Origin of the sequence: Pandoraea sp. NPDC090278 (assembly GCF_044772185.1) — a bacterium.
GTDB lineage: Bacteria > Pseudomonadota > Gammaproteobacteria > Burkholderiales > Burkholderiaceae > Pandoraea.
This window is the reverse complement of record NZ_JBIVYJ010000002.1, coordinates 36,211-60,808: the sequence shown is the minus strand read 5'-3', so window position 1 is coordinate 60,808 and position 24,598 is coordinate 36,211. Positions and strand designations below refer to the sequence as shown.

Below are 24,598 nucleotides of genomic sequence, written 5' to 3'. Positions count from 1 at the left end.
CGGTGCCATAACCTTGTAGCTCGACGCGCGTCGCACAGCGCCACGCGCGGGCCGCACCGGCAATAAAGGGAGACAACGTCATGACTGGCAATGCCGAGAATGCCGACGGTTCCACCCATGCCGGTGCAGAGGGTAAGCATCACGGCTATGGTGGCCACGACGGCCCGCAGAGTTTCTGGACGAAGTACGTCTGGAGTCAGGACCACAAGGTGATCGCCGTGCAGTACGCCTGCACCGCCATTGCCGTGGGATTGGTCGGGCTCGTGCTGTCCAACCTCATGCGTCTGCAACTGGGTTTCCCCGGCAAGTTCTCGTTCATCGACGCCAGTCACTACTATCAGTACGTCACCATGCACGGCATGATCATGGTGATCTATCTGCTCACGGCGCTCTTCCTCGGCGGCTTCGGCAACTACCTGATTCCGCTCATGGTCGGCGCGCGCGACATGGTCTTCCCGTTCCTGAACATGCTCAGTTACTGGGTGTATCTGCTGGCCGTGATCGTGTTGATGGTGAGTTTCTTCGTGCCCGGTGGTCCGACCGGCGCAGGCTGGACGCTCTATCCACCGCAGGCCATCCTGCCCGGCACACCGGGCACCGAGTGGGGCATCGTGCTCATGCTCGTCTCGCTGCTGATCTTCATCGTGGCGGCGACGATGGGCGGCCTGAACTACGTCACCACCGCATTGCAGGCGCGTACCGAAGGCATGACGTTGCTGCGCATGCCGCTCACCGTGTGGGGCATCGTGATGGCGACGGTGCTGGCGTTGCTCGCCTTCCCGGCGCTGTTCGTCTCCGGTGTGATGATGCTGCTCGACAAGACGCTGCACACGAGCTTCTTCATGCCTGCGGTGGTGTCGATGGGACAGCCGCTCGACTATCGCGGCGGCAGCCCGCTGTTGTTTCAGCATCTCTTCTGGTTCTTCGGGCACCCCGAGGTCTACATCGTCGCGTTGCCTGCGTTCGGCATCGTGTCGGATCTCATCAGCGTTCACGCGCGCAAGAACATCTTCGGCTACCGCATGATGGTCTGGGCGATTCTCGCCATCGGCGTGCTGTCGTTCGTGGTGTGGGCGCACCACATGTTCATCAGCGGCATGAATCCGTACTTCGGATTTTTGTTTGCGACGACCACGCTCATCATCGCGATTCCGACCGCGATCAAGGTCTACAACTGGGTGCTCACCCTCTGGCGTGGCGATATCCATCTGACGGTGCCGATGTTGTTTGCCATCGGCTTCATCAGCACCTTCGTGATCGGCGGACTGACGGGGCTGTTCCTCGGCAACGTGAGTGTGGACATGCCGCTGTCGAACACCTATTTCGTCGTCGCGCACTTTCATATGGTGATGGGCGTCGCCCCCTTGCTGGTGGTCTTCGGCGGCATCTATCACTGGTACCCGCTGGTCACCGGCAGACGACTGAACGACCGCCTCGGTCAGTGGCACTTCTGGATCACGTTTCTCGGCACTTACGCGATCTTCTTCCCGATGCATTACCTCGGCATTCTCGGCATGCCCCGACGCTACTACGAGTTCCAGAACTACAGCTTCATTCCCGAGTCCGCGCACACGATGAACACGTACATCTCGGTGGCCGCGTTCTTCGTGGCGCTGGGACAGTTGTTGTTCCTATTCAACCTCGCGTGGAGTGTGCGGCACGGCAAACCTGCCGGTCTGAATCCGTGGCGTGCGGCGTCGCTCGAATGGCAGACACCGCATGCGCCGCCCGGACACGGCAACTGGGGCGCAGTGCTGCCGACGACATATCGCTGGCCCTATGAGTACAGCGTGCCGGGCGACATTGACGATTTCGTGCCGCAGAATCTCGCCCCCGATCCGCGACGTCCCGCCACGCTGGTGGATGGCGACTCGGCGGCGCTGCATGGCGGTGGCAGCAAAGCACCGCCGTCGCCCGATTCCCCGAAAGGAGCGACACCATGAGGCCCGTTCCGTCGTGGCCGCCGATGCCACCCGATGGCATTCCCGGCGGCGTTCCCGTGATGCAACCGCGTCGACGTGCGGCGTCGCAGGTGGCGCTCTGGTGGCTCATGGGCGTGATCGGCATGTTGTTCGCGCTGATGCTCGTGGCGTACGTCATGCGCATGAGTCTTGGCGACTGGCGTCCGTTGCCCCCCGTCAATGCGCTGTGGGTCAACACGGGTGTGCTGGCGGCGGCGTGCATCGTGATGCAGTCCGCAGCGTCGCAGGCAAAGCGAGGTGAGTTGCGACGCTCGCGACGCGACTGGACACTCGCCGGTGCGCTAGCACTCGCGTTCATTGCCGGACAGCTCTGGGTCTGGCGCGATCTCGCGCTGCGTCGCTACGGTGTATCGGGCAACCCGGCCAACAGCTTCTTCTTCCTGCTCACAGGGCTGCACGCGCTGCATCTGCTTGGCGGCGTGGTGGCGTGGGCATTGCTGATTCCGCGACGCGTGACGCACGCTACACGGGCCAGACGTCTCTCGCTCACCGCGCAGTACTGGCACTTCCTGTTCGCGTTGTGGGTGGTGCTGTTCGCGGCCATCGTCAATCTCACGCCGGAGATCGCGCAACGTCTGTGCGGCACCGGCGTAGCGCCGTAAGTCCACGCATCGGCCCGGCCAGGAGACGCCTCGTGAATACGCCATCGTCTACCCCATCCTCCGCTGTGTCCGCCGCGTCTGTCATCACGCCGCCTGACGGCTGGCGCGGCGTCGTCTCCGACTGGTCCGGCGACCGCGCTACGTTCCGCGTGCCGTGGGGCAAGGCGATGATGTGGATCTTCCTGCTCTCGGACACCTTCGTGTTCAGCAGCTTCCTGATCGGATACATGACGGTGCGCATCTCGACCACGGCGCCGTGGCCGAATCCAGCGGAGATCTTCGCGCTCAATGTGGGCGGACATCCAGTGCCGCTCCTGCTCATCGCGATCATGACGTTCGTGCTCATCACGAGCAGCGGCACGATGGCGATGGCGGTGAACTACGCTTACCGGCGCGACCGCGACAAGACCGCAGCGTGCATTCTCGCGACGGCGTATTTCGGCATCGCCTTCGTCGGCATGCAAGCCTTCGAATGGACGAACCTGATCGTGCACGAAGGCGTGCGTCCGTGGGGCAATTCGATGGGGGCGGCGCAGTTCGGCGCGTGCTTCTTCATGATCACGGGGTTTCACGGGCTGCACGTCAGCGCGGGCGTGATTTATTTGCTGACCGTCATGCGTAAGGTGCTCAACGGCACGCTGGAGCGGCGCGGCAATTACGAACTGGTGGAGATCGCGGGCCTGTACTGGCACTTCGTCGATCTCGTGTGGGTGTTCATCTTTGCGCTGTTTTATCTCTGGTAGGAGGCGCGATGGAATCCTCTGCGGCAGCGACGCAAAGTACCGGTCACACCGGACAACAACACGCGGTCGGCCTCTACCTGAAGGTGTGGGGGCTGCTGTTCGTGCTCTCGACGTTCTCGTATCTCGTCGACTACGCGAATCTGCAAGGCTATCTGCGATGGGGATTGATTCTCGCGCTGATGATCGCCAAGGCGGGCCTCATCGTCGCAGTGTTCATGCACATGCGATGGGAGCGGCTCGCGCTCGTCTACGCCATTCTGATTCCGCCGTTGGCGCTACTCGTGCTGATGTCGTTGATGGCGTCGGAAGCGGACTTCACGTTCGTCACGCGGCTCGCGCACTTTCACTGAGCGCGTGTCGATTCGTCGGTAACGTCATCGAGGTCAGCGCCTCACAGCAATTCCACCAGCCGCCGGTCGCTCTTCTGACAGTACTCCGCACACGCGGCGCGCGCGGCGGTGCCCGCGCCATGCACGAACAGCGGTGCGTCGGCGCGGCGCGACATCGACACCACGATGGACGGCGGCGCTGGCTGCAAGGGCAACTCGACGACTTCGCCGTTGGCGATCAACGCGTCGACGAACAGGCGTGGAATCGCGGCGACACCGAACCCGTCGCGCACCAGTTGCACGATCACGGCAATCGACGGCGAGCCGGTAATGCGCGTCTCGGAGAGCGGCACGCCGTGCACACCGGCCAGCTTGGCCACGATGTCTTCGAGTGCGCGATGCGGCGCGGTCCCGCGTCCGTAGGTCAGGATCGGATGCTGTAACACCTGCTTGGCGAGTCCGCTGCGCGTGTTCGGGAACATCCCCTTACGTGCGATCCAGTGCACCGGATAGTTGGCGAGTGCGTTGCACACCACGCTGCTGTCGTCGCTGCCTTCCACGCGGATGATCAGGTCGAGTTCGTCGGCCATGAGACGCCGCTGCAACTGCACGGAGACGTCGACCGTCAGCTCGACTTCGAGCGTCGGATAGTCGGCGGCGAGGCGTCGCAGATAGTTCGGCAGCCAGCTGTGGACGACCGTCTCGATCACGCCCAGACGCAGTCGTCCGCGCAACGTGCTTTCCCCCGATGCGGCGGCCTGCAAACGACGCGCAGCCTCCACCACCGCCTTCGCATAGCCCAGCAGGTATTCCCCGTTCGGTGTGAGTCGAAACTCGCGGCTGTCGCGGTCGACAAGCTCGGTCTTCAACTCCTCTTCCAGCACCTTGAGACGCTGCGAGATCGCCGCAGGCGTCGCGTGCAACGCCGTGGCCGTCGCGCGAAAGTTGCGCAGCTTGGCGAGCGTGACGAAGGTTTCGAGAAATCGCGTGTTCATGGGGCTCCGTGAGCGTCGGCAGACGGGAAAGGCAGGGAAGTCGCCCAAAGTCTGCGACGCATGGTGTGCAGTGTGCTGAACGGTGCGGTGAAAATAAATGCAACGAACCTCGGGAAAACCCCCGAGGTCGTTAAGAAATTCTATACACAGATGCGAACAAAAACTCGTTAGCGGCAACTTTTTTTTCTTCCTATGCTTCTGCCATCTGATGCCGCATTGGCGTCTCCCACTCAAGCCGGATCTGCCATGAACCACCGAGCCACCTCGCACGACTTCACTTCGCAACGCGACACCATCACGCCTTACGAATTTCGTCAGGCTGTGCGCTCGGCGCAGTTCCGTGGGCCGACCGCTGGCTATTGCGGCGACTTCGCGCAGGCGAATCTCGCTATCGTGCCGGTAGCGCATGCGCACGACTTTCTGCGCTTCTGCCAGAGCAACCCGAAGGCATGCCCGCTGTTGGGCGTCGGCGAGCCGGGACAGTGGCACGTGCCCGCGCTGGGACGCGAGGTCGACATCCGCACCGACGTACCGGGCTACAACGTCTATCGCGACGGCAAGCTCGACGCGCAGGTCGATAACCTCGCGGAGTTCTGGCAGAGCGACTTCGTGGTGTTCGCCATCGGTTGTTCGTTCTCGTTCGAGGACATGCTGGCCAAGGCGGGGATTCCGCTGCGTCACGTGGAAGAGGGCCGCAACGTGCCGATGTACCGCACCAACATCGCGAATCAGCGCGCCGGTAAGTTCGGTGGCGAGCTGGTCGTGTCGATGCGGCCGATGAAAGGCGCAGACGCCATTCGCGCCGTGCAGATCACGAGCCGCTTTCCCGGCGTGCACGGCGCGCCGATCCACATCGGCGACCCGTCGGCGCTGGGCATTGCCGACTTGTCGAAGCCGGACTTCGGTGACGCCGTGACCATTCGCGACGGTGAGCTGCCCGTGTACTGGGCCTGTGGCGTCACGCCACAAACGGCGCTCATGGGCGCGAAGCTGCCGCTCGCGATCGGGCACTGTCCCGGCTACATGCTGATGACGGACATCACGAACGCGTCGCTGGCCGTCTTCTAACGTCGTTCAGGAACTGCAAGACCCGCAGTACCCGCACCACCCAGCATTAACGAATCAGCAAAAGAACCGCGCCATAAAGGGCTGCGGCGGGAGAAGTGTTGCCCGCCGGTGACGACCTACGCCTGTCGGATGAGCGCGGCCCGAGTGCATCACACGGCAAGTCAGGACATCACCGGAGCCTTTTTCTCATGGAAAGTAAAACCCCTCTCGCGCCCCCCGTCGGGACAGATTCCTCGGCAGCCACCGAAGGCGGCGGCAGCCTGTTCGGCTGGTACGGCGACGCCACACCGCGCGAAAAGCGCGCGTTCTGGAGCTGCAAGGTCGGCTACATGCTCGACGGCATGGACACCCAGATGCTGAGCTTCGTCATCCCGACGCTGATCGCCACGTGGGGCATCAGCCTCGCCGACGCGGGCTTCATCGGCACACTCACGCTGCTTGCCTCGGCCCTCGGCGGCTGGGTTGCGGGCATCCTCTCGGATCGCATCGGCCGCGTGCGCACGCTGCAACTCACCGTGCTGTGGTTCGCCGTGTTCACCGGGCTGTGCGGACTCGCGCAGAACTACCACCAACTGCTCGCCGCGCGTGCGCTCATGGGCTTCGGCTTCGGCGGCGAATGGACGGCGGGCGCTGTGCTCATCGGCGAAGTGATCCGCGCTCGGGACCGCGGCAAAGCCGTGGGCCTCGTGCAATCGGGCTGGGCCATCGGCTGGGGGCTGACGGCCATCCTCTACTCGGTGCTGTTCTCGCTGATGCCGGGCGAACTCGCGTGGCGCGCGCTGTTCCTGATCGGGCTGTTGCCTGCGCTGCTGGTGCTGTTCATCCGTCGCTATGTGCAGGAGCCGGAGGTGTACCAGAAGGAGAAGGCCAAGCAGGCGAAGTCGGAAGACGCACCCGGCATGACCGCCATCTTCAGCCCGGCGCTGCTCTCCACGACGATTCGTGCCGCGTTGCTGACGACCGGTGCGCAGGGGGGCTACTACGCCATCACGACCTGGCTGCCGACGTTCCTGAAGACGGAGCGTCACCTCACCGTGATGGGCACCGGCGGCTATCTCGCGATGATCATCTTCGGCTCGTGGGTCGGCTATCTCGCGAGCTCGTATCTGACCGACCGTCTGGGCCGCAAGCCGAACTTCATTCTGTTCGCTGTGGGCTCGATGGTGATCGCGTTCTCGTACACCTCGCTGCCGCTCACCGACAGCGCGATGTTCTGGCTCGGCTTCCCGCTCGGCTTCTTCGCGTCGGGCATCTTCAGTGGCATGGGCGCGTTCCTGACCGAGTTGTTCCCCACGCGGGTTCGTGGCTCCGGACAAGGCTTCTGCTACAACGTCGGCCGTGCCGTCGGCGCATTGTTCCCGTTCCTGATCGGCATGCTCTCGAAGGAATACGGTCTGGGCACGACCATCGGCATCTTCGCCGGTGTGGCCTACGGCGTGCTGATCATCGCCGCACTCACGCTGCCCGAGACGCGCGGTCGCGAACTCGAATCGCTCGAAACCACCCCGCACTGATCGACCGACGGAGGGCGGTGCACCCTGCATCGCCTTCCTTCGCCGCACGCTCGCCTCTCGCTTGCTCCCCCCGATTGACACCCCTCTGTTTTGCGAATGACATCATGACGAACGCTCTCACGCCCCCTGCCCAAAACCGCGCACCTGCGCATCAGACCGCGTCGCGCTGGCAGTTCTGGATCGACCGTGGCGGCACCTTCACCGATATCGTGGCGCGCCGCCCGGACGGCACGCTCGTCACGCACAAATTGCTCTCGGAGAACCCCGAGCAGTATCGCGACGCCGCCGTCGCAGGCATCCGCCACCTGCTGGGGCTGAGCGCTGGCGAACCGATCACGCCCGATCTCGTCGACATGGTGAAGATGGGCACGACCGTGGCGACCAACGCCTTGCTCGAACGCAAGGGCGAACCGCTGGCGCTCGTTACGACGCACGGCCTTCGCGACGCGCTGCGCATCGCGTATCAGAATCGTCCGCGACTGTTCGATCTCGACATTGCGCTGCCCGAAGCCCTGTATGCCGACGTCGTGGAAATCGACGAGCGTGTCGGCGCGCACGGCGACGTCGTTCGCGAGCTGGATGTCGTCACTGCGCGCAGCGCGCTCGAAGCGCTCTACGCGAAGGGCATTCGCGCAATGGCCATCGTGCTGATGCACGGCTACCGCTATCAAGCCCACGAGAAGACGCTCGCCGCGATGGCGCGCGACATCGGCTTCACACAAGTCTCCGTCTCGCACGAAGTCTCGCCGCTGATGAAGCTGGTCTCGCGCGGCGACACCACCGTGGTGGACGCGTATCTGTCGCCGATCCTGCGCCGTTACGTCGAGCAGGTGGCGAAGGAGATGCCGGGTGTGAACCTGCAATTCATGCAGAGCAGTGGCGGCCTCACGCGCGCCGACAACTTCCAGGGCAAGGACGCGATTCTCTCCGGTCCCGCAGGCGGCATCGTCGGTATGGTGCGCGCGTCTAGCGCGGCGGGCTTCGAGCGCGTGATCGGCTTCGACATGGGCGGCACGTCGACGGACGTCTCCCACTACAACGGCGAGTTCGAGCGCGTGTTCGAGACGCAGGTCGCCGGTGTGCGAATGCGTGCGCCGATGATGAGCATTCATACGGTGGCGGCGGGGGGCGGTTCGGTGTTGTCGTTCGACGGCACGCGTCTGCGCGTGGGGCCGGAGTCAGCGGGCGCGAACCCCGGCCCGGCGGCGTATCGTCGTGGCGGCCCGCTCGCGGTCACGGACTGCAACGTCATGCTCGGCAAGATTCAGCCCGCGCACTTCCCGAAGGTCTTCGGTCCACACGCCAACGAACCGCTCGATCGCGATGTCGTGGTCGCGAAATTCACGGCACTGGCCGCCGAGATCGAGAAAGCGACGGGCCGTCGTCAGACCCCCGAAGCGCTCGCCGAGGGCTTTCTCGACATCGCTATCGGCGCGATGGCCAACGCCATCAAGAAAATCTCCGTGCAGCGAGGTCATGACGTGAGCCGCTATGTGCTGACGACGTTCGGCGGCGCGGGCGGTCAGCACGCGTGCGGTGTGGCCGATGCACTCGGCATGACGCAGGTCTTTGCGCATCCGCTGGCGGGCGTGCTGTCGGCCTACGGTATGGGTCTGGCCGACCAGACGGCGATGCGCGAACGCATGATCGAAGCGCCGCTGGCCGACGACGGCCTTGTGGCACTCGAAGACGCCCTCGGTGCGCTGGCCGACGACGCCGTGAACGCGCTCCTGTCGCAGGGCGTGCCGCCGTCGCGTATCGAGACGGTGCGCCGTGTGCATGTGCGCTATGCGGGCACGGACTCAGCCATCGCCGTGCCGTTTGGCAGCGTGGGGCAGATGCGCGACGCGTTTGAAGCTGCGTACCGTCAGCGCTATTCGTTCCTGATGGACGGGGCGGCGTTGATCGTCGAAGTGGCGTCGGTCGAGGCCATCGGGCGGTCGGATGCGCCGGTCGATATTGCACCGCTCGAAGCACGCACGTCCGGCACGCCGCAAGCCATCGATCGGGTGAAGCTCTACGCCGCTGGCACGTGGCACGATGCGGCGCTATTCGAGCGCGACACGCTGCTCGCGGGCGACACCCTCGACGGTCCCGCCATCGTCGCAGAGAAGAGCGGCACGACGGTCGTCGAACCGGGTTGGCAGGCGCAGATGACGGGACAGGGGAACCTCGTGCTCACGCGAGTGGTGCCGAGAGAGACACAGCGCGGGCTGGGCACGCAGGCCGATCCTGTGCGCCTCGAAATCTTCAACAATCTCTTCATGTCGATTGCCGAGCAGATGGGGCTGCGTCTGCAAAACACGGCGTACTCGGTGAACATCAAGGAGCGTCTGGACTTCTCGTGCGCGCTGTTCGACCGCGACGGCAACCTCATCGCTAACGCGCCGCACATGCCAGTGCACCTGGGATCGATGGGCGAGAGCATCAAGACGGTGATCGAGCGCAATCGCGGACGCATGCGCGAGGGCGACGTCTTCATGCTTAACGATCCGTATCACGGCGGCACGCACTTGCCGGACGTCACCGTCATCACGCCAGTGTTCGTCAACGATGACGACGCGGCATCGAGTTCACGTGTGGCGGAACCGCTGTTCTACGTCGGCTCGCGCGGCCATCACGCGGATATCGGCGGGATCACGCCGGGTTCGATGCCGCCGGACTCGACGCACGTCGAAGAAGAGGGCGTGCTGATCGACAACTGGCAACTCGTGGCCGCAGGCGAACTGCGCGACCGTGAGACACGCGAGCTGCTCGGTGGCGCACGCTACCCGGCGCGCAACATCGACCAGAACATGGCCGATCTGCGCGCGCAGGTGGCAGCGAACCAGAAGGGCGTGGACGAGCTGCGCCGCATGGTGAACGACTTCGGGCGCGACGTCGTGCTCGCCTACATGGGGCACGTGCAGGACAACGCCGAAGCGGCGGTGCGTCGCGTGATCGGCGCGCTGGGCGACGGGCACTACCGCTATCCGCTCGACAATGGCGCGGTCATCGACGTGACGATTCGTGTCGATCAGGCGTCGAGAAGCGCCACCATCGATTTCACCGGCACGTCGGCGCAACTGCCGAACAACTTCAACGCCCCGCGTGCGGTATGCATGGCGGCAGTGCTGTACGTCTTCCGCACGCTCGTGGACGACGACATCCCGCTCAACGCGGGCTGTCTGAAGCCGCTGACGGTGATCGTGCCCGAGGGGTCGATGCTCAACCCCGTGTACCCGGCGGCAGTGGTGTCGGGCAACGTGGAGACGTCGTCGGCGATTACCAATGCGCTTTACGGTGCGCTCGGCAGCGTGGCATCGAGCCAGGGCACGATGAACAACTTCACCTTCGGCAACGAGACGTACCAGTACTACGAAACCATCTCGGGCGGCAGCGGCGCGGGCAACGGCTTCAAAGGTTCGGATGCCGTGCAGACGCACATGACGAACTCGCGTCTGACCGATCCGGAGGTGCTGGAGTGGCGCTATCCGGTCCGTCTCGAGAGCCATCGCATTCGTGTGGGGTCGGGCGGCACCGGACGCTGGCAAGGTGGTAACGGCGCGGTGCGACGCATTCGCTTCCTCACACCGATGACGGCGTCGATTCTCTCCAACAATCGTGTGCACGCACCGTTCGGCGCGCAGGGCGGTGGGACCGGCGCGCTGGGTGCCAACTACGTTGAGCGCGTAGACGGTTCGCGCGAGGCGTTGGCACACATCGGACGCACGCAGATGCAGCCGGGCGACATCTTTGTTGTGGAGACGCCGGGAGGCGGCGGCTTTGGGAAGGCGTGAAGCCGAGGGCTCGATCTCACGTTGTATGACCGGAACGCCCCGCCGCATAAGGGGCCGAGCATCGTGCAACGCGATGCGCGTAACCCCTTCGTCACTGGGAAATGACTGAAGTGAGACCGGTTCCCGGAAGGGATTGCGGGCTTTGCAAAGGCGCACCATGAGGACCTCCGTACGATGCCGTTGTCGTAAATGACAACCGCTACGAAACGTACGGAGGTGCCTGAAATGTCCCAGATGTCCGCAACACCCCAAGAGCCGAACGCTTTGAACGCCACTGAGGCGAAGTCCTCTTCCCCACTCCCCGAAAGGCACGACCCCGATCCGCTGCTCGCGCAGTACGAGCGCGCTTGCGGCGAGATCCAGATGGCCGGTCGCAAGCTGGCGCGTCAGACGCTCGACTATCAGACGGTCCTCGACGAGATCGAGCGGATGGAAAAAGCAGGTACACCGCAGGCGACGGACAAGCTCGCCCGTCTCGATGCCCTGCTCGACAGCGAAGCGTTTCAACGCGAAGCACGCGAGATCGAACGCATGGCTGTCGCTTTGGCCGGTGTGATCGAACGACTGAACGCCGAGGTGCCGGCGACGGGCGACGAAGCAGCGCGCGTCCCGGCGCGTAGCCGGGCGATGCATCGGACCTGCGCGTGACGGAGGCGACATGATCTACCGAACCATCGACACGCCCTACACGCCGAACACTCACTACGCGCCGCGACTGGGCGGCGCGTTTGCGCAGGGCCGTGCCAGCGACAACCCGCTGCTGAGCACGATGCAGCGCGCAAGCGAGCAGATGGACGGCTTGCAGGTGCGAGTCGACGATTGGATGAACAAGGCGCGCGCGCGTTCGGCGAGCGCTCGCGATGCGCGTGACTGGTTGACGTCGATTGACGAGATGCAGCGGCGCTTGCGCGCAGGTGAGGCCACCGTGTCGCTGCCGGACGGACTGCGCGACTTCGCGGTGCGCCACTCGCTGATGTCGACATCGCAGGCGTCGGGTGCGCTCGGCGCCGCTACCTTGGACAGCCTCAAGGCCAGCGTGCAGTCGATGGCATCGGGCACGAGCGAGTCGGCCACCGTCGAACAGATCGAACTCAAGCAGTTTCTGTCGCGTTACGAGAATGCGCTGACGTTGAGCAATGCGGTCATTGCCAAGTTGCGCGACATCATGAGCAAGATCACGAGCAGCCTCTGACGGCCGTCTTTCACTTCACTCCACGTCTCATCTCTCCCTCCTTCAAATCGAATTCAGGAACGACCTCATGACTGCAATCCAATCGAACGCGTATCGCTATGGTGCGTCGGCTTCGCAACAGATGTCGCCGGATGTCACGCTGACGTCTACGCGCACCGTCGACATTCACTCGCTGTTGCTGGCGCACGCTGCCACGCTCATGCAAGCCAGCGGTGGCGACGCCAAGCTGAAGATCGACTCGATGCGCGCGCGTCAGGCGCACGGCCGCGAAGCGCGCGATGTTGCGAACCAGATCGAAACGCTCATCAACAAGCTCGGCACGAGCACGACGGCAACGACCAAAGTCGGCGATGGCATCCGCGAATTCTTCGACAAGCACGACCTCAAGATCACCATCGACGACAGCGGTGCGAAGAAGACGCTGAAGGACTGGGAGTCGCGCAGCAAGAAGGTCGGCGAGGACGGATACTCCGGACCTTCGGGATCGCTGGGTGACTATCGCGCGGACCATCTGCGCGCGCTCAAGGCGGCGGCTGACAGCCGAGGCGAAGAAGCGACCGACAGCCGCACCATCGAGAACATCGAAATCAACAAGTTCCTTCAGGAATACAACGGCGTCTCGACGCTCGCCAACACGATCATCAGTTCGCGCGGGCAGCAGCTCAATCAGATCAACGGCTCGATGCGCTCGTGAAATCCTCTTCTTCGACGTCGTCAGCGCTGGCACGCGAGACGCCCGACACGTCAGCCGTCGACACAGAGGCGATCTTCTCGCGCTTCTTCGAGCGAGGTGGCGCGCTGCGCATGCTTGCAGATCTCGACGAGAGTGATCTGGCGTGCGTTCGTGCGTATGCACTTCAACGTTTCAAGGAAGGCGAGATCGCGGCCGCGCAACGCATCTACTTCATGCTCGCCACGCTCGACCAATGGTCGTTCGATGACTGGTTCGGACTTGGTCTGTGCTATCAGCGGCTCGGCCAGCATGACGACGCGTTGCCATGCTTCGCCAAGGCCGGTGTGATTCGCGCGGCGGACCCTCGCCCGTCCTACCTGGCGGGCATGAGTTACGAGAGCGTGGGTAATGCGTCTTACGCGACGAAGGCCTACCTCGCGACGCTGCGGCTCTGCGGCGAGCACACGCAGCATCGCAAGCTCGCACATTCGGCGCGCGCCCGGTGCGACGCCCTGTCAACTTCTCCATCGAAAGGAAACACATGACTGTGATTGGTGCAGTAGGCGCGGCATACCGTCCGTCGTCCCTGGGTGATGTTCGGGAGCCAACGAAGCAGCGGACGGATACGCCCACGCCGAATGCCTTGCGAAACGACAAGATGTCCGACGATTGGCTCTCGTCGGAAGACTTCCTTCCCGACGAGACCGACGCAGGCACGTGGCAGGACGCGGAAGGTGCGTTTGCCCGCTTGCTGCAGCGCCTGTATTCGCTGGGCAGTGCGATGGCGGCAGACGGTGTGCGTCCGCCGTCGCAGTTCGGCGTGACTGATCTCGCGAGTCTCGAAAAGCTCGATCCGTCTACGCTCGTGATGGTCGCGTCGATGATCTCGATGCAAGCGATGGGCGACACGGCGAAGTCGACCCAGAAGGCATTGGAACTGCTCGCGGAGCGGCAGGACAAGCTGCGGCAGGAAGACCTCCAGAAATTCCGCGAGCAGATGGACGCCGCCACGAAAGACGCGGACAAGGCGCGCAAGGGCGGCATCTTCGGTGTGATCTTCGACTGGGTCGTTGCGGCCATCGATGTCGTCATTGGGGCCGTCAAGGTCGTGACCGGCGTGCTGACGATGAACCCGCTGATGATTGCGGGCGGCATTGCGGACGTCGGCGCGGGCGTCGCGGGCATCGGCGCGGCGGTCTACAAGACGATGGCGCTCGTCGATCCGGAGAACGCCGAGAAATACGAGGCGGAAGCGACGAAGTGGGGCTACGCGCAGATGGCGTTTCAGGCGCTTGGCATGGTCGTGGGCTTCGGGACGTCGGTACGTGGATTCATGGCGTCGCGCTCGGTGACGAAGACTGCCACGCGCGTGATGAAGGGTGGCGCGGGCGAAGCGCTCACGAAAGCCGTGAAGGCGGGCGACGACGCGGCGATTGGCGCGATCAAACAGCGTGTCGTCTCGGAGGTCTCGTATCAGGTCGGTGTGGAAGTCGGCAAACGCGTTGGCAAGTCGCTCGCGCAGAACGGCACGCGCACTGCGCGCAATCTCGCCAAGCGCGGCTTCAACCGCATGGCCGAGCAATTCACGCAGGAGATGGTCGAGCGGATGGTATCGCGGTCGTTCGACAACGTCGTCAAGTCGACGGGTAAGCAAGTGGCCAAGGGCGCACGTGTAACGGCGACCGATGTGACGAAGTCGTTTAGTCAACAGATCGGCTCGCAGGGACGTCGCGCCATCGTGCGTGGCATGTGGTCGCTCTCGGGCGTGATTCGCGGTGGCGTGGTCGGGGCGCGCGAGATCACGGCGGGTGCGATCGGCATCCAGCGCGCGAAGCTTCAGCGCCAGGCGCGCGACATGGGCACGGAAATGATGTGGTTGCAGTTCCTGATGGAGCTGAACGGCGACGATAAGAAGCGTGTCGCCAAGCGCATGGAGGCGTTGTCGGCGCAGCAGGGCGAGATCGCGGAATCGGCCAGCGACGCCGTGACGAAGACGGGCGCTGTGCGCATTCGTATCGCCGCCTCGATGGCGTGAGCGGTGCGTGTTATCGATCATCGACGCGGCTTTTGCCGCGTCTTCCGAAAAGGGGTAGAGGAATGGCAGGCTTAGCAACGACGACGTCGTGGAAGACCACGGCGCAGAGTGAGCGCGGCGCTTGGGTGTCGGATGTGCAGATGCCGGATCGCGGCGGACGTGCCGTCGACGGACTGGTGACGCTCATGCAACTGGTGAAGCTGATGATGGAAATTCGCGTCGGCGAGCGTAACACCGACCAGTCTTACCGCACGCGTCACGACGTGATGCTGTTCGCAAGAGGCGTGGCGGCGCGCGACGAGAAGTACCGGGCCAACAAGAAGCACTACGAGTCAGCGATGACCTCCGCTGGCGGGTCGCTCTTCACGGGCGTCATGTCGCTCGGCGGTAGTGTGATCGGCGCACGCTATGGCATGCGCGACAAGATGGAGATCGGGCAGATGTTCGGTGGCGTGGTGAGTGGCGTCGGGCAGTTCGGCAAACCGGCGTTCGAGTTCGCGGCTGCCGATCTGTCGAACCGGGGACGGGACAACGAGGTGGTCGGTGAGTTCGCTACCGGACTGACCGACGAGACGCGCAAGAGCAACGACCGTCTGCGTCAGCGTATCGATGCGGCGAGCGGTGAATTGCGCGAGGTCACGCGTCAGTTGTACGGCCTCGCGGGGCAACATCTCACCAAGCTTTACGAAGCCATCCGCTAATTCAGGCAGTGACTCACCCAGTGACCCATTCATGACAGTCTGCGAGCGCGCCGTTGCGGCATTTTTCAGGACTCACCGTTTCACGGCGCGCGCGGAAGTCTGCGAGCGCATGCGCATTACCTTGGGACAACGCGTCGAGAACGGCGAGTTGTCCCTTTGCCATCGTCTCGATAAAGTCGCCGCGGGCTACGTGTTGACGATCACCGATTTCCGTCTTGATGCCGAGGCGCGTTCGAGCGATCAGGCAGTGAGACGATTCTGTCAGCTGATCCGTATGTTGTTGCGAACGGTGCCGCATCTGAGCTACGTGCGCGGGATGATTCTGCCGGGTGTGAGCGACGCGCATCTGCGCGAGGTGCGGCTTCGGCTGAGCGCGATCCTGGAGCGCGAGGGCGCGTTCTGGCGCGACGAGGACGGCGATCGCTGGCTAGTGTTCTGTCGCGATCATCAGGGGATGCCGACGCGTCACATGTCAGCGCGTGGCACTTCGTCGCTTTCGTCCTCCTCGTCTCCGGCGGCTTACGGCAACATGCCGAGCACACGCCACCACACGTAATCCAACGGGAAGAGCAGCACCAGCGAGATGACCGTCATCGCGACGGTTAGCCGTGTGCCGTCGCGCATGCCGACGCCGCCGAGGTGCATCGCGATCATCATCGGCGGGCTTTGATACGGCAACAACACGGTGGAGAACACCGGCACCTGAAGCATCAGGACGGTATAGAGCGGCAGGCCGCTCGCCGTGGAGAGCTGGCCCGCGAGCGGTGTGAGTACGGCGGGCAGACCGGGCAGGGTCGCCACAAGCCCGATGGCCGCGCCGATGGCGATGAGCCATGCCGCATTGATGACCGGCGTGCCGGGCACCATGCCTACGGCGTCCAGACATAACCGCGCCACTTTTTCTCCCAGTCCGCTATCCGCGACCACGGCACCCACCCCGAGGAACCCCGCCACGTAGATGAGCGGCGTGATCTGCATCTGGTCGGTGAAAGTCTTCGGCGTCACGATGTGAATCGCGGGCAGGAGACAAATGATCGCAGCGGCCACGGAGATCCACGCGGGCGAGATGCCATGCCACGCGTCCGTCGCAAAGCCTGCCAACGCAAGCGCCAGCAGGATGGACAGATGGCGCGCGTCGGCGGTGAACGGTGGCGTGGTGTTGGTGGACGTGTTCGTCAGCGGGCCGTCGTCCGGGAACAGCCGACAGATGACCCACACGAGAATGACCGCCTTGAGTGCGCCGAGCACGGGGAAGTGCAGCAGCAGATACGGTGCGTAATGCAGCTTCACGCCGTAGAAGGAGTCGGCCGCGCCCATCAGCACGCTGTTCGGAATGTTCGCGGGGAGGATCGTCGTCGGCGGCATGTAGCTCGCGGCGGCGACCATCATCACGAGACCGGTGCGTCCGCGTCGTCCTTCGGTGAGCCCGATGCGATCCGCAAGCGCGAGCACGATGGGGATGAGCAGCAGAATACGGCCGGTGGTCGAGGGCATCACGAAGGCGAGACCGACGGCAGCGACCATGACGGATGCGACATAGCGCGGGTACGTCGGACGCTTCAGCGCGAACACCGTGGACGCAAGTCGCGAGCCGAGTCCGGTGGTGCGCACGGCCAGCCCGGTGACTGCACCGCCGAAGACGAGCCACCACGCGGCGGAGTGGAAACCGGCAAAGATGACTTCCGGCTTCGCGACATGCAGCAGCGTTGCGAGCAGGAAGAAGGTCAGCGTAGTGACGGGTTCCGGGAACAGACCGAACGCCCACGCACCGATGGTGAAGAGCACGAGGACAGCTGCTTGCGCCGCCGTGGGCGATAGCCCGAGAGTGGTGCTGCCGTGACTCGCTGCCCATAGTGCTAACGCGAGAAGCGCGAAGGCGGCGTAACCGCCGAGCGCCCGCAACCGGGCGCGTAATCGTTCGCGACGCAAGAGATTCGAAGCGTGCAATGTCTCCGACGAAACCGTTTCGTTCATGGCGCTTGTCGTTTTGATGATGGGCCAGAACAGCGATCTTACATGGTTCGGTCTTTCGCTTTCTTAATATCTGCAATTACCGCCATCAGTAGCTCGATGTCATTTTCTTCGAGCGCAGCGGTGATGTACTCGGAGATGACTTCGTCGGTGTCCAGGTATTCGGATGCATCGAATGGTGTGAGTTCGATATGTGCCATTTGGCATTGTCGTGTTCGAGCGTTGGGACGCGGCAAGACTACAATGTCTGCACCCTCAAATTACCTTTCAAGACGAAAATTCAGACGTTGGAACAGAACGAAGTCGCAACCGTCGCCGCACCGAAGCCCTGGTATCTCTATTTGCTGGAGTGTGCCGGTGGACGTATTTACACGGGGATCACGGTCGACGTGAACGCGCGTTATGCGGCGCATGTGGCGGGGAAGGGGGCGCGCTTCACGCGGGCATATCCGCCGTCGCGTGTGTTGCTCTCACTGTCGTTTGCCGACCGGTCGACGGCCTCACGTGCCGAGTACCGCATCAAGCAACTGACCGCGTCGCAGAAACGCGGCCTGATTGCGGGGACGTACGTCTGCGACTTCTCGGATTTCCTCAGTCACGCCCCCGCCCACGACTCATCCCTCAAGGCACCAGACGCGCCTGTCGAATGATGCGTCGCACGTCGCGTTGCAACGCACCGAACTGGCCGCGCGACGGAATCGGCGAGACCACCAGCGCCCAGCTGTCGCCCGGCACGGTCTTCTCCACCACGGTGTAATAGGTCGACTGCGTGCGGAAGAAGTCGGCGATGCCATCGTGACTGATGCGATAGCTGCGATCCCCGGCACCCGGCAGCAGGAACACGCCGAGCGTGTAATACACATCGCGATCCGAATTCACCGGCCCCGACTGCTTATCGAGCAACAACGTGCGCAGCGTCTTCTCCGTGAGCAGACTCGGGTGACGGACATCGAACACGCGCCACACCTTGAGCAACGCGCCCGTCGACATCTGCCAGCCCGCGAACGGCGCCAGCAGACGCCAGCTTTCGGGCAGCTTCGCATCCGTCACGCCCAGCGGAGCGAAGATGTTCTTCTCGCAGAAGTCCTTGTAATCCTCGCCGGACACGGCTTCGATCACCATCCCGAGCAGCAGATACGAGACGTTCGAATAGACGAAGTCGGAGCGGCCCGTGGAATGGCTGGCCTCGCCCGCATCGAGATAGTTGAAGAAGTCCGCACTGCCGCCCACACGACGAATCGCCAGTCCGCTGAACAGACCGTTGACCGGATCGTTGAAACCGTTCGTCGCCAGCCCCGCGCGATGCGCGAGCAGGCGTCGTACCGTCAGATCGCGCAACGAAGGGTCGAGCGGCTTGCCGTGTTCCTTCGCATAGTCGGTGAGCAGGTCGCCGAGCTTGGCGTCGAGCGACAGCTTGCCTTGCTGTACAAGCAAGGCGATCCCGATAGCCGTGACCGACTTCGACAGGCTCGCGACAGGCAGCAACTGCTGTACCTCGTCGCCCGGCGTGGCGGCTTCGAGCGCGACGCCGCCGTCCGACTCGGTACGCAGCCAGACGTGCGAGAGGTTGTAGCGCTCCTTGAGCTGCGCGACACCCTGCGCGATGGTCGACTGACCGATCGGCACGGCGGGCTTGATTGGCGTGACCGCGCCCGACGATGGCAGGGCGACGACCGCACCGGCGTTGTTGGTAGCACCGATGGCGGAAGCGGTGGACGACGCGTTCGACGGCGTCTGGGCGAGCGCATGGCTCGCCGTCATCAGTGTGGCAGTGCCCAGCAGGATAGTCAGGACAACACGGCGTGCAGACGCGCCGGTACGCCCCATAGCTCGTGCCATGTCATGCCAATCGCAAGACATCGACCATAGCTTTTTAAAACGTGCCCCTGCTGCCGGACGGCTTTGCCGTTCGACGTTCATTACTTAACTCCCCCCGCGCACAAAACTTCGAACCGCGAATCGACTCTCTTCGGAGTCGGAATGGTTCGGAGTGCGCACGTGCCGCGTTGCGGCGATGTTCGAAATCGAAGTGTAGGAAAAACTTCGGGTAAATACCCAGCAAAACCTGCGCATTTTACATTAAGTTGCATATATCGCGCATTTCCGGCGATAGAGGGATGCAATCGACCGGGCACAGCCCCGTGCGACGGGCGCTGCGCGGCGAACGTCACCGATATCGCGCTGCTAAAACTCCCTCATAACGTGAAGCATCGGCCGCAGACGACCGTCCGGCGGCGCTTTGCGGGTATTTCGGCACGGCAAATGCGAGCTTTGTCAGTGCCGCACCGACAAGACCTGTTACGCATCGCGGTGTAAGCTATCTCCCAAGACTGACAGGCTCCGACTCGCCCACAGGCCTTAAGGGCGGCGTCCCGATGACGTCGTGCCGGCCGAAGGAACGACCGAAACATGACTGAACCGTCCCGTGCGCGCCCGAGCCGGCCCGCCGATCCAGCTTCTCCCGTGGCGCTTTCTCCGGCCACCGCCGGACACAGCGCTGCGGCCTCTGCCGCTGGCGGGAGTGACGGCAACCCGCCGGATACCCCCAGTCCTTCCTCCGCGTCGCCCGTCGAGGCCGCCTGGCAGGCCTTGCCCGCGCCCATCCGCCTGATCAGACGCTTTCCGTGGAGTGCCGCCCGCCCGTGGCTGATCGTCGCCGGTGTGTTGCTGCTCGGCCTGTTCGTCTTCGACGCGCTGCATCACATGTTGCGACACGTGCATTACGACAACGTGATCGCCGCCATTCACGCCACGCCGGTGACGCGCCTCGTGCTTGCCATGCTGGCAACGTTGGCGAGCTATGCGGCGCTCACCGGCTACGACATCTCGGGACTCGCGTTCGCCGGGGCGAAGGTGAAGCGCTCGACTGTCGTGCTGACGTCGTTCATCGCCTATGCGCTGGGCAACTCCGTCGGTCTGGGCGTGCTGACGGGCGGCACCGTACGTATGCGGATGTACGCGGCGGCAGGCGTCGATGCATCGAAGGTCGCGCAGGCCGTCGCGTTCAACGCCGGGGCGTTCGGTCTCGGGATGACGGTGTTCGGCTCGCTGGGGATGTTGTGGGGCGCGTCGCGCGTCTCGGCGCTGGTGCCGATTCCCGCGTGGATGTTGCAGGCCTTCGCCGTGCTGCTGCTGGCGGGCGCGACCGCGTTCCTCGTCCTGTGTGCACGCAAACGCTCGGTCGCGATCTTCGGCCGCTGGTCGATGCCATTGCCGCCGCTGCGCCTCGCGTTGCGTCAGTTGGTGATTTCCGCCGCCGACCTCGGCATGGCCGCAGCAGCCCTCTGGTGCCTGCTGCCCGCCGGTGTGGTGGATCTGCCGCCGTTCGTCGTCTTCTACGCCATTGCGATGGCGCTCGGCGTGCTCAGCCACGTGCCGGGCGGCGTCGGCGTGTTCGAAGCGGTGATTCTGCTGGCGACGAACGGCCACGCACCGATCAGTCAGGTCGCAGGGGCGCTGGTGCTGTATCGCGGCATCTACTATCTGCTGCCGCTGATCTTCGCGGCGTGCCTGCTCGCGGCGTTCGAATTGCGGCAAGGCCCGGCCGCCCCGATCGGACGCGCCGCCGTACGTCTCTTCCCCGGCTTGCTCGCGGCACTCACGCTCGTGGCGGGTGTAATGCTGCTGATCTCAGGGGTGACGCCTGCAACGCGCGATGCCGAGGACTTCCTGCGCCGTCACGTGCCGCTGTTCCTCGTGGAGGTGTCGCACCTGCTGGGCAGCGTGGCGGGGCTGTCGATGCTGTTCCTCGCGCGCGGTCTGCTGCACCGGCTCGACGCGGCGTGGTGGGGCTCGCTGGGCCTCACCGTCATCGCGGCCGTGCTGGCGATTCCGAAGGGCATCGCGTTGTCGGAGTTCTTCGTGCTGGCCGTCCTCGCGACCTTGCTGCTCGTCTCACGCAAGCAGTTCGACCGGCGCTCGTCGCTGTTCACGCAGTCGTTCGAACCGGGCTGGATCATCGCCGTGCTGTCGGTGCTGGGCGCGTGTACGTGGTTGATGTTCATGTCGTACAGGCGCGTCGGCTACGCCAATCAACTCTGGTGGCAATTCACGTTCGACGGCGATGCGCCGCGCTCGATGCGTGCGTTGATGGTCGTCGCCGTGATCGGGCTGGGCTTGTCGCTCTGGCAACTGCTGCGGCAATCGCCGGGCGCGATGGTGCCCGCGACGGAAGACGAACTGGCGCGCGCGAAGGCCGTCATCCGCAAGCAACCCGCCGCCGACGCGTGCCTCGCGCTCATGGGCGACAAGAGCTTCCTGTTCTCGCCGTCGGGTAACGCGTTCATCATGTACGCGAAGCATCGCCGCTCGTGGGTGTCGCTTTCGGATCCAGTCGGCGATCAGAAGGAATGGCCAGAGCTGATCTGGCGCTTCATCGAACTGGCCGACGCGCACGGCGGTCGCGCAGCGTTCTACAAGACGCGTCCGCAAGCGTTGCCGCTGTACATCGACGCGGGATTGCGCGCGTACAAACTGGGTGAAGAGGCGTTCGTCTCGCTGCCGGAGTTCGGTCTGCAAGGCGCGCGTCGCGCGAATCTGCGTCATGGTGTGACCCGTGGTGAGCGCGAGGGACTGACGCTGGAAATCGTGCCGCCGGAGCACGTTGCACCCCATCTGGCGGAGATGCGGCTTGTGTCGGACGCATGGCTTGCGCGTCAGCACACGCGTGAGAAGGGCTTCTCGCTGGGGGCGTTCGACGATGCGTACGTTGCGCGTCAGCCGGTGGCGCTGGTGCGGCGCGAAGACCGGCTCGTCGCGTTCGCCACGCTGATGTGTCCTGACGTGCAGCGTATCGAAGCGAGCATCGATCTGATGCGTCAGGTACCCGACTCGCCGCCGGGCACGATGGACTTCCTCTTCGCGAAGCTGATGCTGCATTTCAAGGAGCAGGGCTATCAGCGCTTCGGTCTGGGCATGGCGCCGATGTCCGGCATGGAGACGCATCAGCTTGCGCCGCGCTGGCACCGCTTCGGGCGAATGATGTTCGCGCACGGCGCGCGCTTCTACAACTTCCGGGGACTGCGCAGCTTCAAGGACAAATTCGATCCGCAATGGGAGGCGCGCTATCTGATGACGCCGGGCGGCATTGCGCCCATGCTGACGCTGGCCGACGTCGCCTCGCTCGTGGGCGGCGGTTGGAAAGGGATGATTACGAAATGACAGGGAGCGCGATGGCGATGGATGGCAAGAGCGACGGCGACCGTGCGGTATCGCTGAAACCCGGCTTCAGACGGGCGCGGATGGTGCGGGCCGCGCGCTATGCGGCGGCGCTCGCGATCACCGTGTCCGCCACTTGCGCGATGGCGCAGACGTCGAAGACCGCCGAAGCAGCCGCCAATGGCGGCAATCCATTGAACGTGCTCAAGCCCGCGCCGGTTATGCCGCAGGCAGCGGCTGCGGCGGCTGGCGCGGCGGCCTTTCGTAGCGCAGGCACGGGCGGCGCGGCCCCCGAGATCATGACGCACGGCCGCTTCGAGAGCGTCCCCATCTTCCGGCCGGAAGGCGAACCCAACGCGACGGTGCTGTTCTTCTCCGACGACGACGGCTGGACGCCACGGGCCGAGCGCATGGCCCGCGCGCTGGCGGACACCGGCGCGCTGGTGGCGGGCATCGACACCGCGCGGCTGATGGCGAACTACACGAAGGACGATATCGCGTGCGTCTACGCGGCGGGCGATCTCGATAACTTCGGCCGATGGGTCGAGGCCGCCGTCAAACTGCCTGGCTATACCCCGCCGATTCTCGTGGGCGACGGCGTGGGCGGCACGTTCGCGTACGCCATGCTCGCGCAGGCCGGTAGCGACACGTTCTCCGGCGCGTTGTCCGTCGACTTCTGTCCGGTGCTGCCGATGTCGCGTCCGCTGTGTCAGGGCGAGGGCGTGCATTTCGGACGCGGTATCACCCACACGCCGGGCGGCGCACCGATGCGTTTGCTGCCCGCGCCGGTGATGAGCGCCCCGTGGCTGGCGATGGGCGGCCCGATGGGCGGTCCGGCCAGTCCGGCGCGCGCACCGCGTTGCTCGGACCACGTCGCGCAGGAGTTCGCCGCGCGCACACCCAATTCCAACTGGCTCGTGGGCGGGTTGGCGGGCAGTCTGGGGGCGATGGATACGAGCGGTACGACGTCCGCCTCGGCGACGGGCGCTTCGTCCACGCCGGTGCTGGCCGATTGGGTGACGCAGTACAAGAATGCGTTCCGGCGTCTGAATGCGCACCACGTGGCAGGCACAGCGCGACCGCCTGCCGCCGTCGCCGATTTGCCCGTGATCGAGGTGCCCGCGACGGGCAAACCTGCCGCGAATCTGGCCGACACCTTCGCCATCCTGATGTCGGGCGACGGGGGCTGGGCCGGACTCGATCGCGATGTCGCCGGGGCGCTTGCCGCGCATGGCATTCCCGTCGTGGGGGTCGATTCGCTGCGGTACTTCTGGTCGGCGCGCACGCCAGCGTCCGGCGCACTCGACATCGACCGTCTCATGCGCTTCTATCAGACCCGCTGGAACAAGAAGCGCGCGATCCTGATCGGCTACTCGCAGGGGGCCGACGTGCTGCCGTTCATGGTCAACCGGATGCCGCCGCTGGCGCGTGAGCGCGTGGGCCTGCTGGTGCTCATGGGGCTCGGTCAGAAGGCCGACTTCGAATTCCGCATGACCAACTGGGTGATGTCGAGCCAGAACGGGCTGCCGATACGGCCCGAGGTGGAGCGCCTGCCCGACGGCATGGCGATGTGCATCTACGGCGCGGACGAGGACGACAGCAACTGTCCGGGCCTCGATCCCAAGCGGGTGCAGGTCGTGAAGATGCCCGGCGGGCACCATTTCGACGGCAACTACACCGCGCTGGCAGACGTGATCTTGCAGGGGCTCGCCAAACGCTGACGGACAACGATACGGCCTGATGTCAGGTCTGGCCGCGTCTGTGTCCGGCAGACGGTGTCCCTCACCGTCTGTCGTGCCGTCCCAACGTATCAGGTATCCGCGCTTTCTCGCCTTGCCTTCCGTGCGGGCGCTCCGT

General features: G+C 64.4%; 21 protein-coding genes. 17 read left to right on the top strand and 4 right to left on the bottom strand.

The annotated features are described in order from the left end of the window. Positions 1-80: 80 nt before the first annotated feature. The 4 genes from ACIQWO_RS08715 to ACIQWO_RS08700 all read left to right on the top strand — a co-directional run bounded on the left by ACIQWO_RS08715 (position 81) and on the right by ACIQWO_RS08700 (position 3,677). Positions 81-1,943, top strand: a complete 1,863-nt coding sequence (locus ACIQWO_RS08715) for a cbb3-type cytochrome c oxidase subunit I (RefSeq protein ID WP_402822068.1) — start codon at positions 81-83, stop codon at positions 1,941-1,943. Beyond that, positions 1,940-2,584, top strand: a complete 645-nt coding sequence (locus ACIQWO_RS08710) for a heme-copper oxidase subunit III (RefSeq protein ID WP_402822065.1) — start codon at positions 1,940-1,942, stop codon at positions 2,582-2,584. The genes ACIQWO_RS08715 and ACIQWO_RS08710 overlap by 4 nt, the downstream gene beginning before the upstream one ends. 65 nt (positions 2,585-2,649) lie before the next feature. Beyond that, positions 2,650-3,327, top strand: coding sequence for a heme-copper oxidase subunit III family protein (locus tag ACIQWO_RS08705; RefSeq protein WP_402823860.1), 678 nt, complete (start codon positions 2,650-2,652; stop codon positions 3,325-3,327). 8 nt (positions 3,328-3,335) lie between these two features. Then, positions 3,336-3,677, top strand: coding sequence for a cytochrome C oxidase subunit IV family protein (locus ACIQWO_RS08700; protein ID WP_402822062.1), 342 nt, complete (start codon positions 3,336-3,338; stop codon positions 3,675-3,677). 41 nt (positions 3,678-3,718) lie between these two features. Here the strand turns inward: ACIQWO_RS08700 and ACIQWO_RS08695 are convergent, their stop codons facing one another. After that, the gene (locus ACIQWO_RS08695) at positions 3,719-4,651 is read right to left on the bottom strand and encodes a LysR family transcriptional regulator (protein ID WP_150663584.1); all 933 of its coding nucleotides are present in this window, start codon (positions 4,649-4,651) and stop codon (positions 3,719-3,721) included. A gap of 246 nt (positions 4,652-4,897) precedes the next feature. On the opposite strand from ACIQWO_RS08695, the gene ACIQWO_RS08690 reads away from it, so the two are divergent. The 10 genes from ACIQWO_RS08690 to ACIQWO_RS08645 all read left to right on the top strand — a co-directional run bounded on the left by ACIQWO_RS08690 (position 4,898) and on the right by ACIQWO_RS08645 (position 16,169). Beyond that, entirely contained in the window at positions 4,898-5,719 is an 822-nt protein-coding gene (locus ACIQWO_RS08690; RefSeq protein ID WP_402822059.1) for a putative hydro-lyase, read from the top strand. Positions 5,720-5,907: 188 nt separating this feature from the next. Further along, positions 5,908-7,233, top strand: coding sequence for an MFS transporter (locus ACIQWO_RS08685; RefSeq protein WP_402822056.1), 1,326 nt, complete (start codon positions 5,908-5,910; stop codon positions 7,231-7,233). A 104-nt stretch (positions 7,234-7,337) separates the two neighbouring features. Further along, on the top strand, positions 7,338-11,012 hold the full coding sequence (locus ACIQWO_RS08680; protein ID WP_402822050.1) for a hydantoinase B/oxoprolinase family protein: 3,675 nt from the start codon (positions 7,338-7,340) through the stop codon (positions 11,010-11,012). A 225-nt stretch (positions 11,013-11,237) separates the two neighbouring features. After that, positions 11,238-11,660 (top strand): hypothetical protein, encoded by a 423-nt coding sequence (locus ACIQWO_RS08675; protein ID WP_402822047.1) that lies wholly within the window; start codon positions 11,238-11,240, stop codon positions 11,658-11,660. Positions 11,661-11,670: 10 nt separating this feature from the next. Then, positions 11,671-12,204 (top strand): hypothetical protein, encoded by a 534-nt coding sequence (locus ACIQWO_RS08670; protein ID WP_402822044.1) that lies wholly within the window; start codon positions 11,671-11,673, stop codon positions 12,202-12,204. 67 nt (positions 12,205-12,271) lie between these two features. Then, positions 12,272-12,898: a hypothetical protein gene (locus ACIQWO_RS08665; protein WP_402822041.1), complete on the top strand. Its 627-nt coding sequence runs from the start codon at positions 12,272-12,274 to the stop codon at positions 12,896-12,898. Further along, positions 12,895-13,422 (top strand): CesD/SycD/LcrH family type III secretion system chaperone, encoded by a 528-nt coding sequence (locus tag ACIQWO_RS08660; RefSeq protein WP_402822038.1) that lies wholly within the window; start codon positions 12,895-12,897, stop codon positions 13,420-13,422. The genes ACIQWO_RS08665 and ACIQWO_RS08660 overlap by 4 nt, the downstream gene beginning before the upstream one ends. Positions 13,423-13,535: 113 nt before the next feature. Continuing rightward, on the top strand, positions 13,536-14,912 hold the full coding sequence (sctE, locus tag ACIQWO_RS08655) for a type III secretion system translocon subunit SctE (protein WP_402822035.1): 1,377 nt from the start codon (positions 13,536-13,538) through the stop codon (positions 14,910-14,912). 62 nt (positions 14,913-14,974) lie between these two features. Beyond that, positions 14,975-15,613 carry a hypothetical protein gene (locus tag ACIQWO_RS08650; protein ID WP_402822032.1) on the top strand — a complete coding sequence of 213 codons (639 nt, stop codon included), beginning with the start codon at positions 14,975-14,977 and terminating at the stop codon, positions 15,611-15,613. A 109-nt stretch (positions 15,614-15,722) separates the two neighbouring features. Continuing rightward, on the top strand, positions 15,723-16,169 hold the full coding sequence (locus ACIQWO_RS08645) for a hypothetical protein (RefSeq protein ID WP_402822029.1): 447 nt from the start codon (positions 15,723-15,725) through the stop codon (positions 16,167-16,169). Here the strand turns inward: ACIQWO_RS08645 and ACIQWO_RS08640 are convergent. Further along, complete coding sequence (locus ACIQWO_RS08640; RefSeq protein ID WP_402822026.1) at positions 16,133-17,587, bottom strand: SLC13 family permease; 1,455 nt, start codon at positions 17,585-17,587, stop codon at positions 16,133-16,135. The genes ACIQWO_RS08645 and ACIQWO_RS08640 overlap by 37 nt on opposite strands. A 38-nt stretch (positions 17,588-17,625) precedes the next feature. Next, positions 17,626-17,784: a DNA-binding protein gene (locus ACIQWO_RS08635; protein WP_402822023.1), complete on the bottom strand. Its 159-nt coding sequence runs from the start codon at positions 17,782-17,784 to the stop codon at positions 17,626-17,628. Positions 17,785-17,871: 87 nt separating this feature from the next. Here ACIQWO_RS08635 and ACIQWO_RS08630 point away from each other — a divergent pair, with 87 nt between their 5' ends. Next, positions 17,872-18,234, top strand: a complete 363-nt coding sequence (locus ACIQWO_RS08630; protein WP_402822020.1) for a GIY-YIG nuclease family protein — start codon at positions 17,872-17,874, stop codon at positions 18,232-18,234. On the opposite strand, the gene ACIQWO_RS08625 is transcribed toward ACIQWO_RS08630, so the two are convergent. Then, positions 18,206-19,423, bottom strand: coding sequence for a serine hydrolase domain-containing protein (locus ACIQWO_RS08625; protein ID WP_402822017.1), 1,218 nt, complete (start codon positions 19,421-19,423; stop codon positions 18,206-18,208). The two genes, ACIQWO_RS08630 and ACIQWO_RS08625, sit on opposite strands and share 29 nt — an antisense overlap. 570 nt (positions 19,424-19,993) lie before the next feature. Here ACIQWO_RS08625 and mprF point away from each other — a divergent pair. Both mprF and ACIQWO_RS08615 read left to right on the top strand, forming a co-directional pair. Then, positions 19,994-22,744, top strand: a complete 2,751-nt coding sequence (mprF, locus tag ACIQWO_RS08620; RefSeq protein WP_402822014.1) for a bifunctional lysylphosphatidylglycerol flippase/synthetase MprF — start codon at positions 19,994-19,996, stop codon at positions 22,742-22,744. Then, positions 22,741-24,462 carry a virulence factor family protein gene (locus tag ACIQWO_RS08615; protein ID WP_402822011.1) on the top strand — a complete coding sequence of 574 codons (1,722 nt, stop codon included), beginning with the start codon at positions 22,741-22,743 and terminating at the stop codon, positions 24,460-24,462. Before mprF ends, ACIQWO_RS08615 begins: the two co-directional genes overlap by 4 nt. The last annotated feature ends 136 nt before the right edge of the window (positions 24,463-24,598 follow it).

Bases quoted from the DNA above. Each gene is read 5' to 3' on its own strand.
- ACIQWO_RS08715 (WP_402822068.1), top strand. From the start codon at position 81: ATGACTGGCAATGCCGAGAATGCCGACGGTTCCACCCATGCCGGTGCA.
- ACIQWO_RS08710 (WP_402822065.1), top strand. From the start codon at position 1,940: ATGAGGCCCGTTCCGTCGTGGCCGCCGATGCCACCCGATGGCATTCCC.
- ACIQWO_RS08700 (WP_402822062.1), top strand. From the start codon at position 3,336: ATGGAATCCTCTGCGGCAGCGACGCAAAGTACCGGTCACACCGGACAA.
- ACIQWO_RS08695 (WP_150663584.1), bottom strand. From the start codon at position 4,651: ATGAACACGCGATTTCTCGAAACCTTCGTCACGCTCGCCAAGCTGCGC.
- ACIQWO_RS08690 (WP_402822059.1), top strand. From the start codon at position 4,898: ATGAACCACCGAGCCACCTCGCACGACTTCACTTCGCAACGCGACACC.
- ACIQWO_RS08685 (WP_402822056.1), top strand. From the start codon at position 5,908: ATGGAAAGTAAAACCCCTCTCGCGCCCCCCGTCGGGACAGATTCCTCG.
- ACIQWO_RS08680 (WP_402822050.1), top strand. From the start codon at position 7,338: ATGACGAACGCTCTCACGCCCCCTGCCCAAAACCGCGCACCTGCGCAT.
- ACIQWO_RS08675 (WP_402822047.1), top strand. From the start codon at position 11,238: ATGTCCCAGATGTCCGCAACACCCCAAGAGCCGAACGCTTTGAACGCC.
- ACIQWO_RS08670 (WP_402822044.1), top strand. From the start codon at position 11,671: ATGATCTACCGAACCATCGACACGCCCTACACGCCGAACACTCACTAC.
- ACIQWO_RS08665 (WP_402822041.1), top strand. From the start codon at position 12,272: ATGACTGCAATCCAATCGAACGCGTATCGCTATGGTGCGTCGGCTTCG.
- sctE (WP_402822035.1), top strand. From the start codon at position 13,536: ATGTCCGACGATTGGCTCTCGTCGGAAGACTTCCTTCCCGACGAGACC.
- ACIQWO_RS08650 (WP_402822032.1), top strand. From the start codon at position 14,975: ATGGCAGGCTTAGCAACGACGACGTCGTGGAAGACCACGGCGCAGAGT.
- ACIQWO_RS08645 (WP_402822029.1), top strand. From the start codon at position 15,723: ATGCGCATTACCTTGGGACAACGCGTCGAGAACGGCGAGTTGTCCCTT.
- ACIQWO_RS08640 (WP_402822026.1), bottom strand. From the start codon at position 17,587: ATGAACGAAACGGTTTCGTCGGAGACATTGCACGCTTCGAATCTCTTG.
- ACIQWO_RS08635 (WP_402822023.1), bottom strand. From the start codon at position 17,784: ATGGCACATATCGAACTCACACCATTCGATGCATCCGAATACCTGGAC.
- ACIQWO_RS08625 (WP_402822017.1), bottom strand. From the start codon at position 19,423: ATGGCACGAGCTATGGGGCGTACCGGCGCGTCTGCACGCCGTGTTGTC.
- mprF (WP_402822014.1), top strand. From the start codon at position 19,994: ATGACTGAACCGTCCCGTGCGCGCCCGAGCCGGCCCGCCGATCCAGCT.
- ACIQWO_RS08615 (WP_402822011.1), top strand. From the start codon at position 22,741: ATGACAGGGAGCGCGATGGCGATGGATGGCAAGAGCGACGGCGACCGT.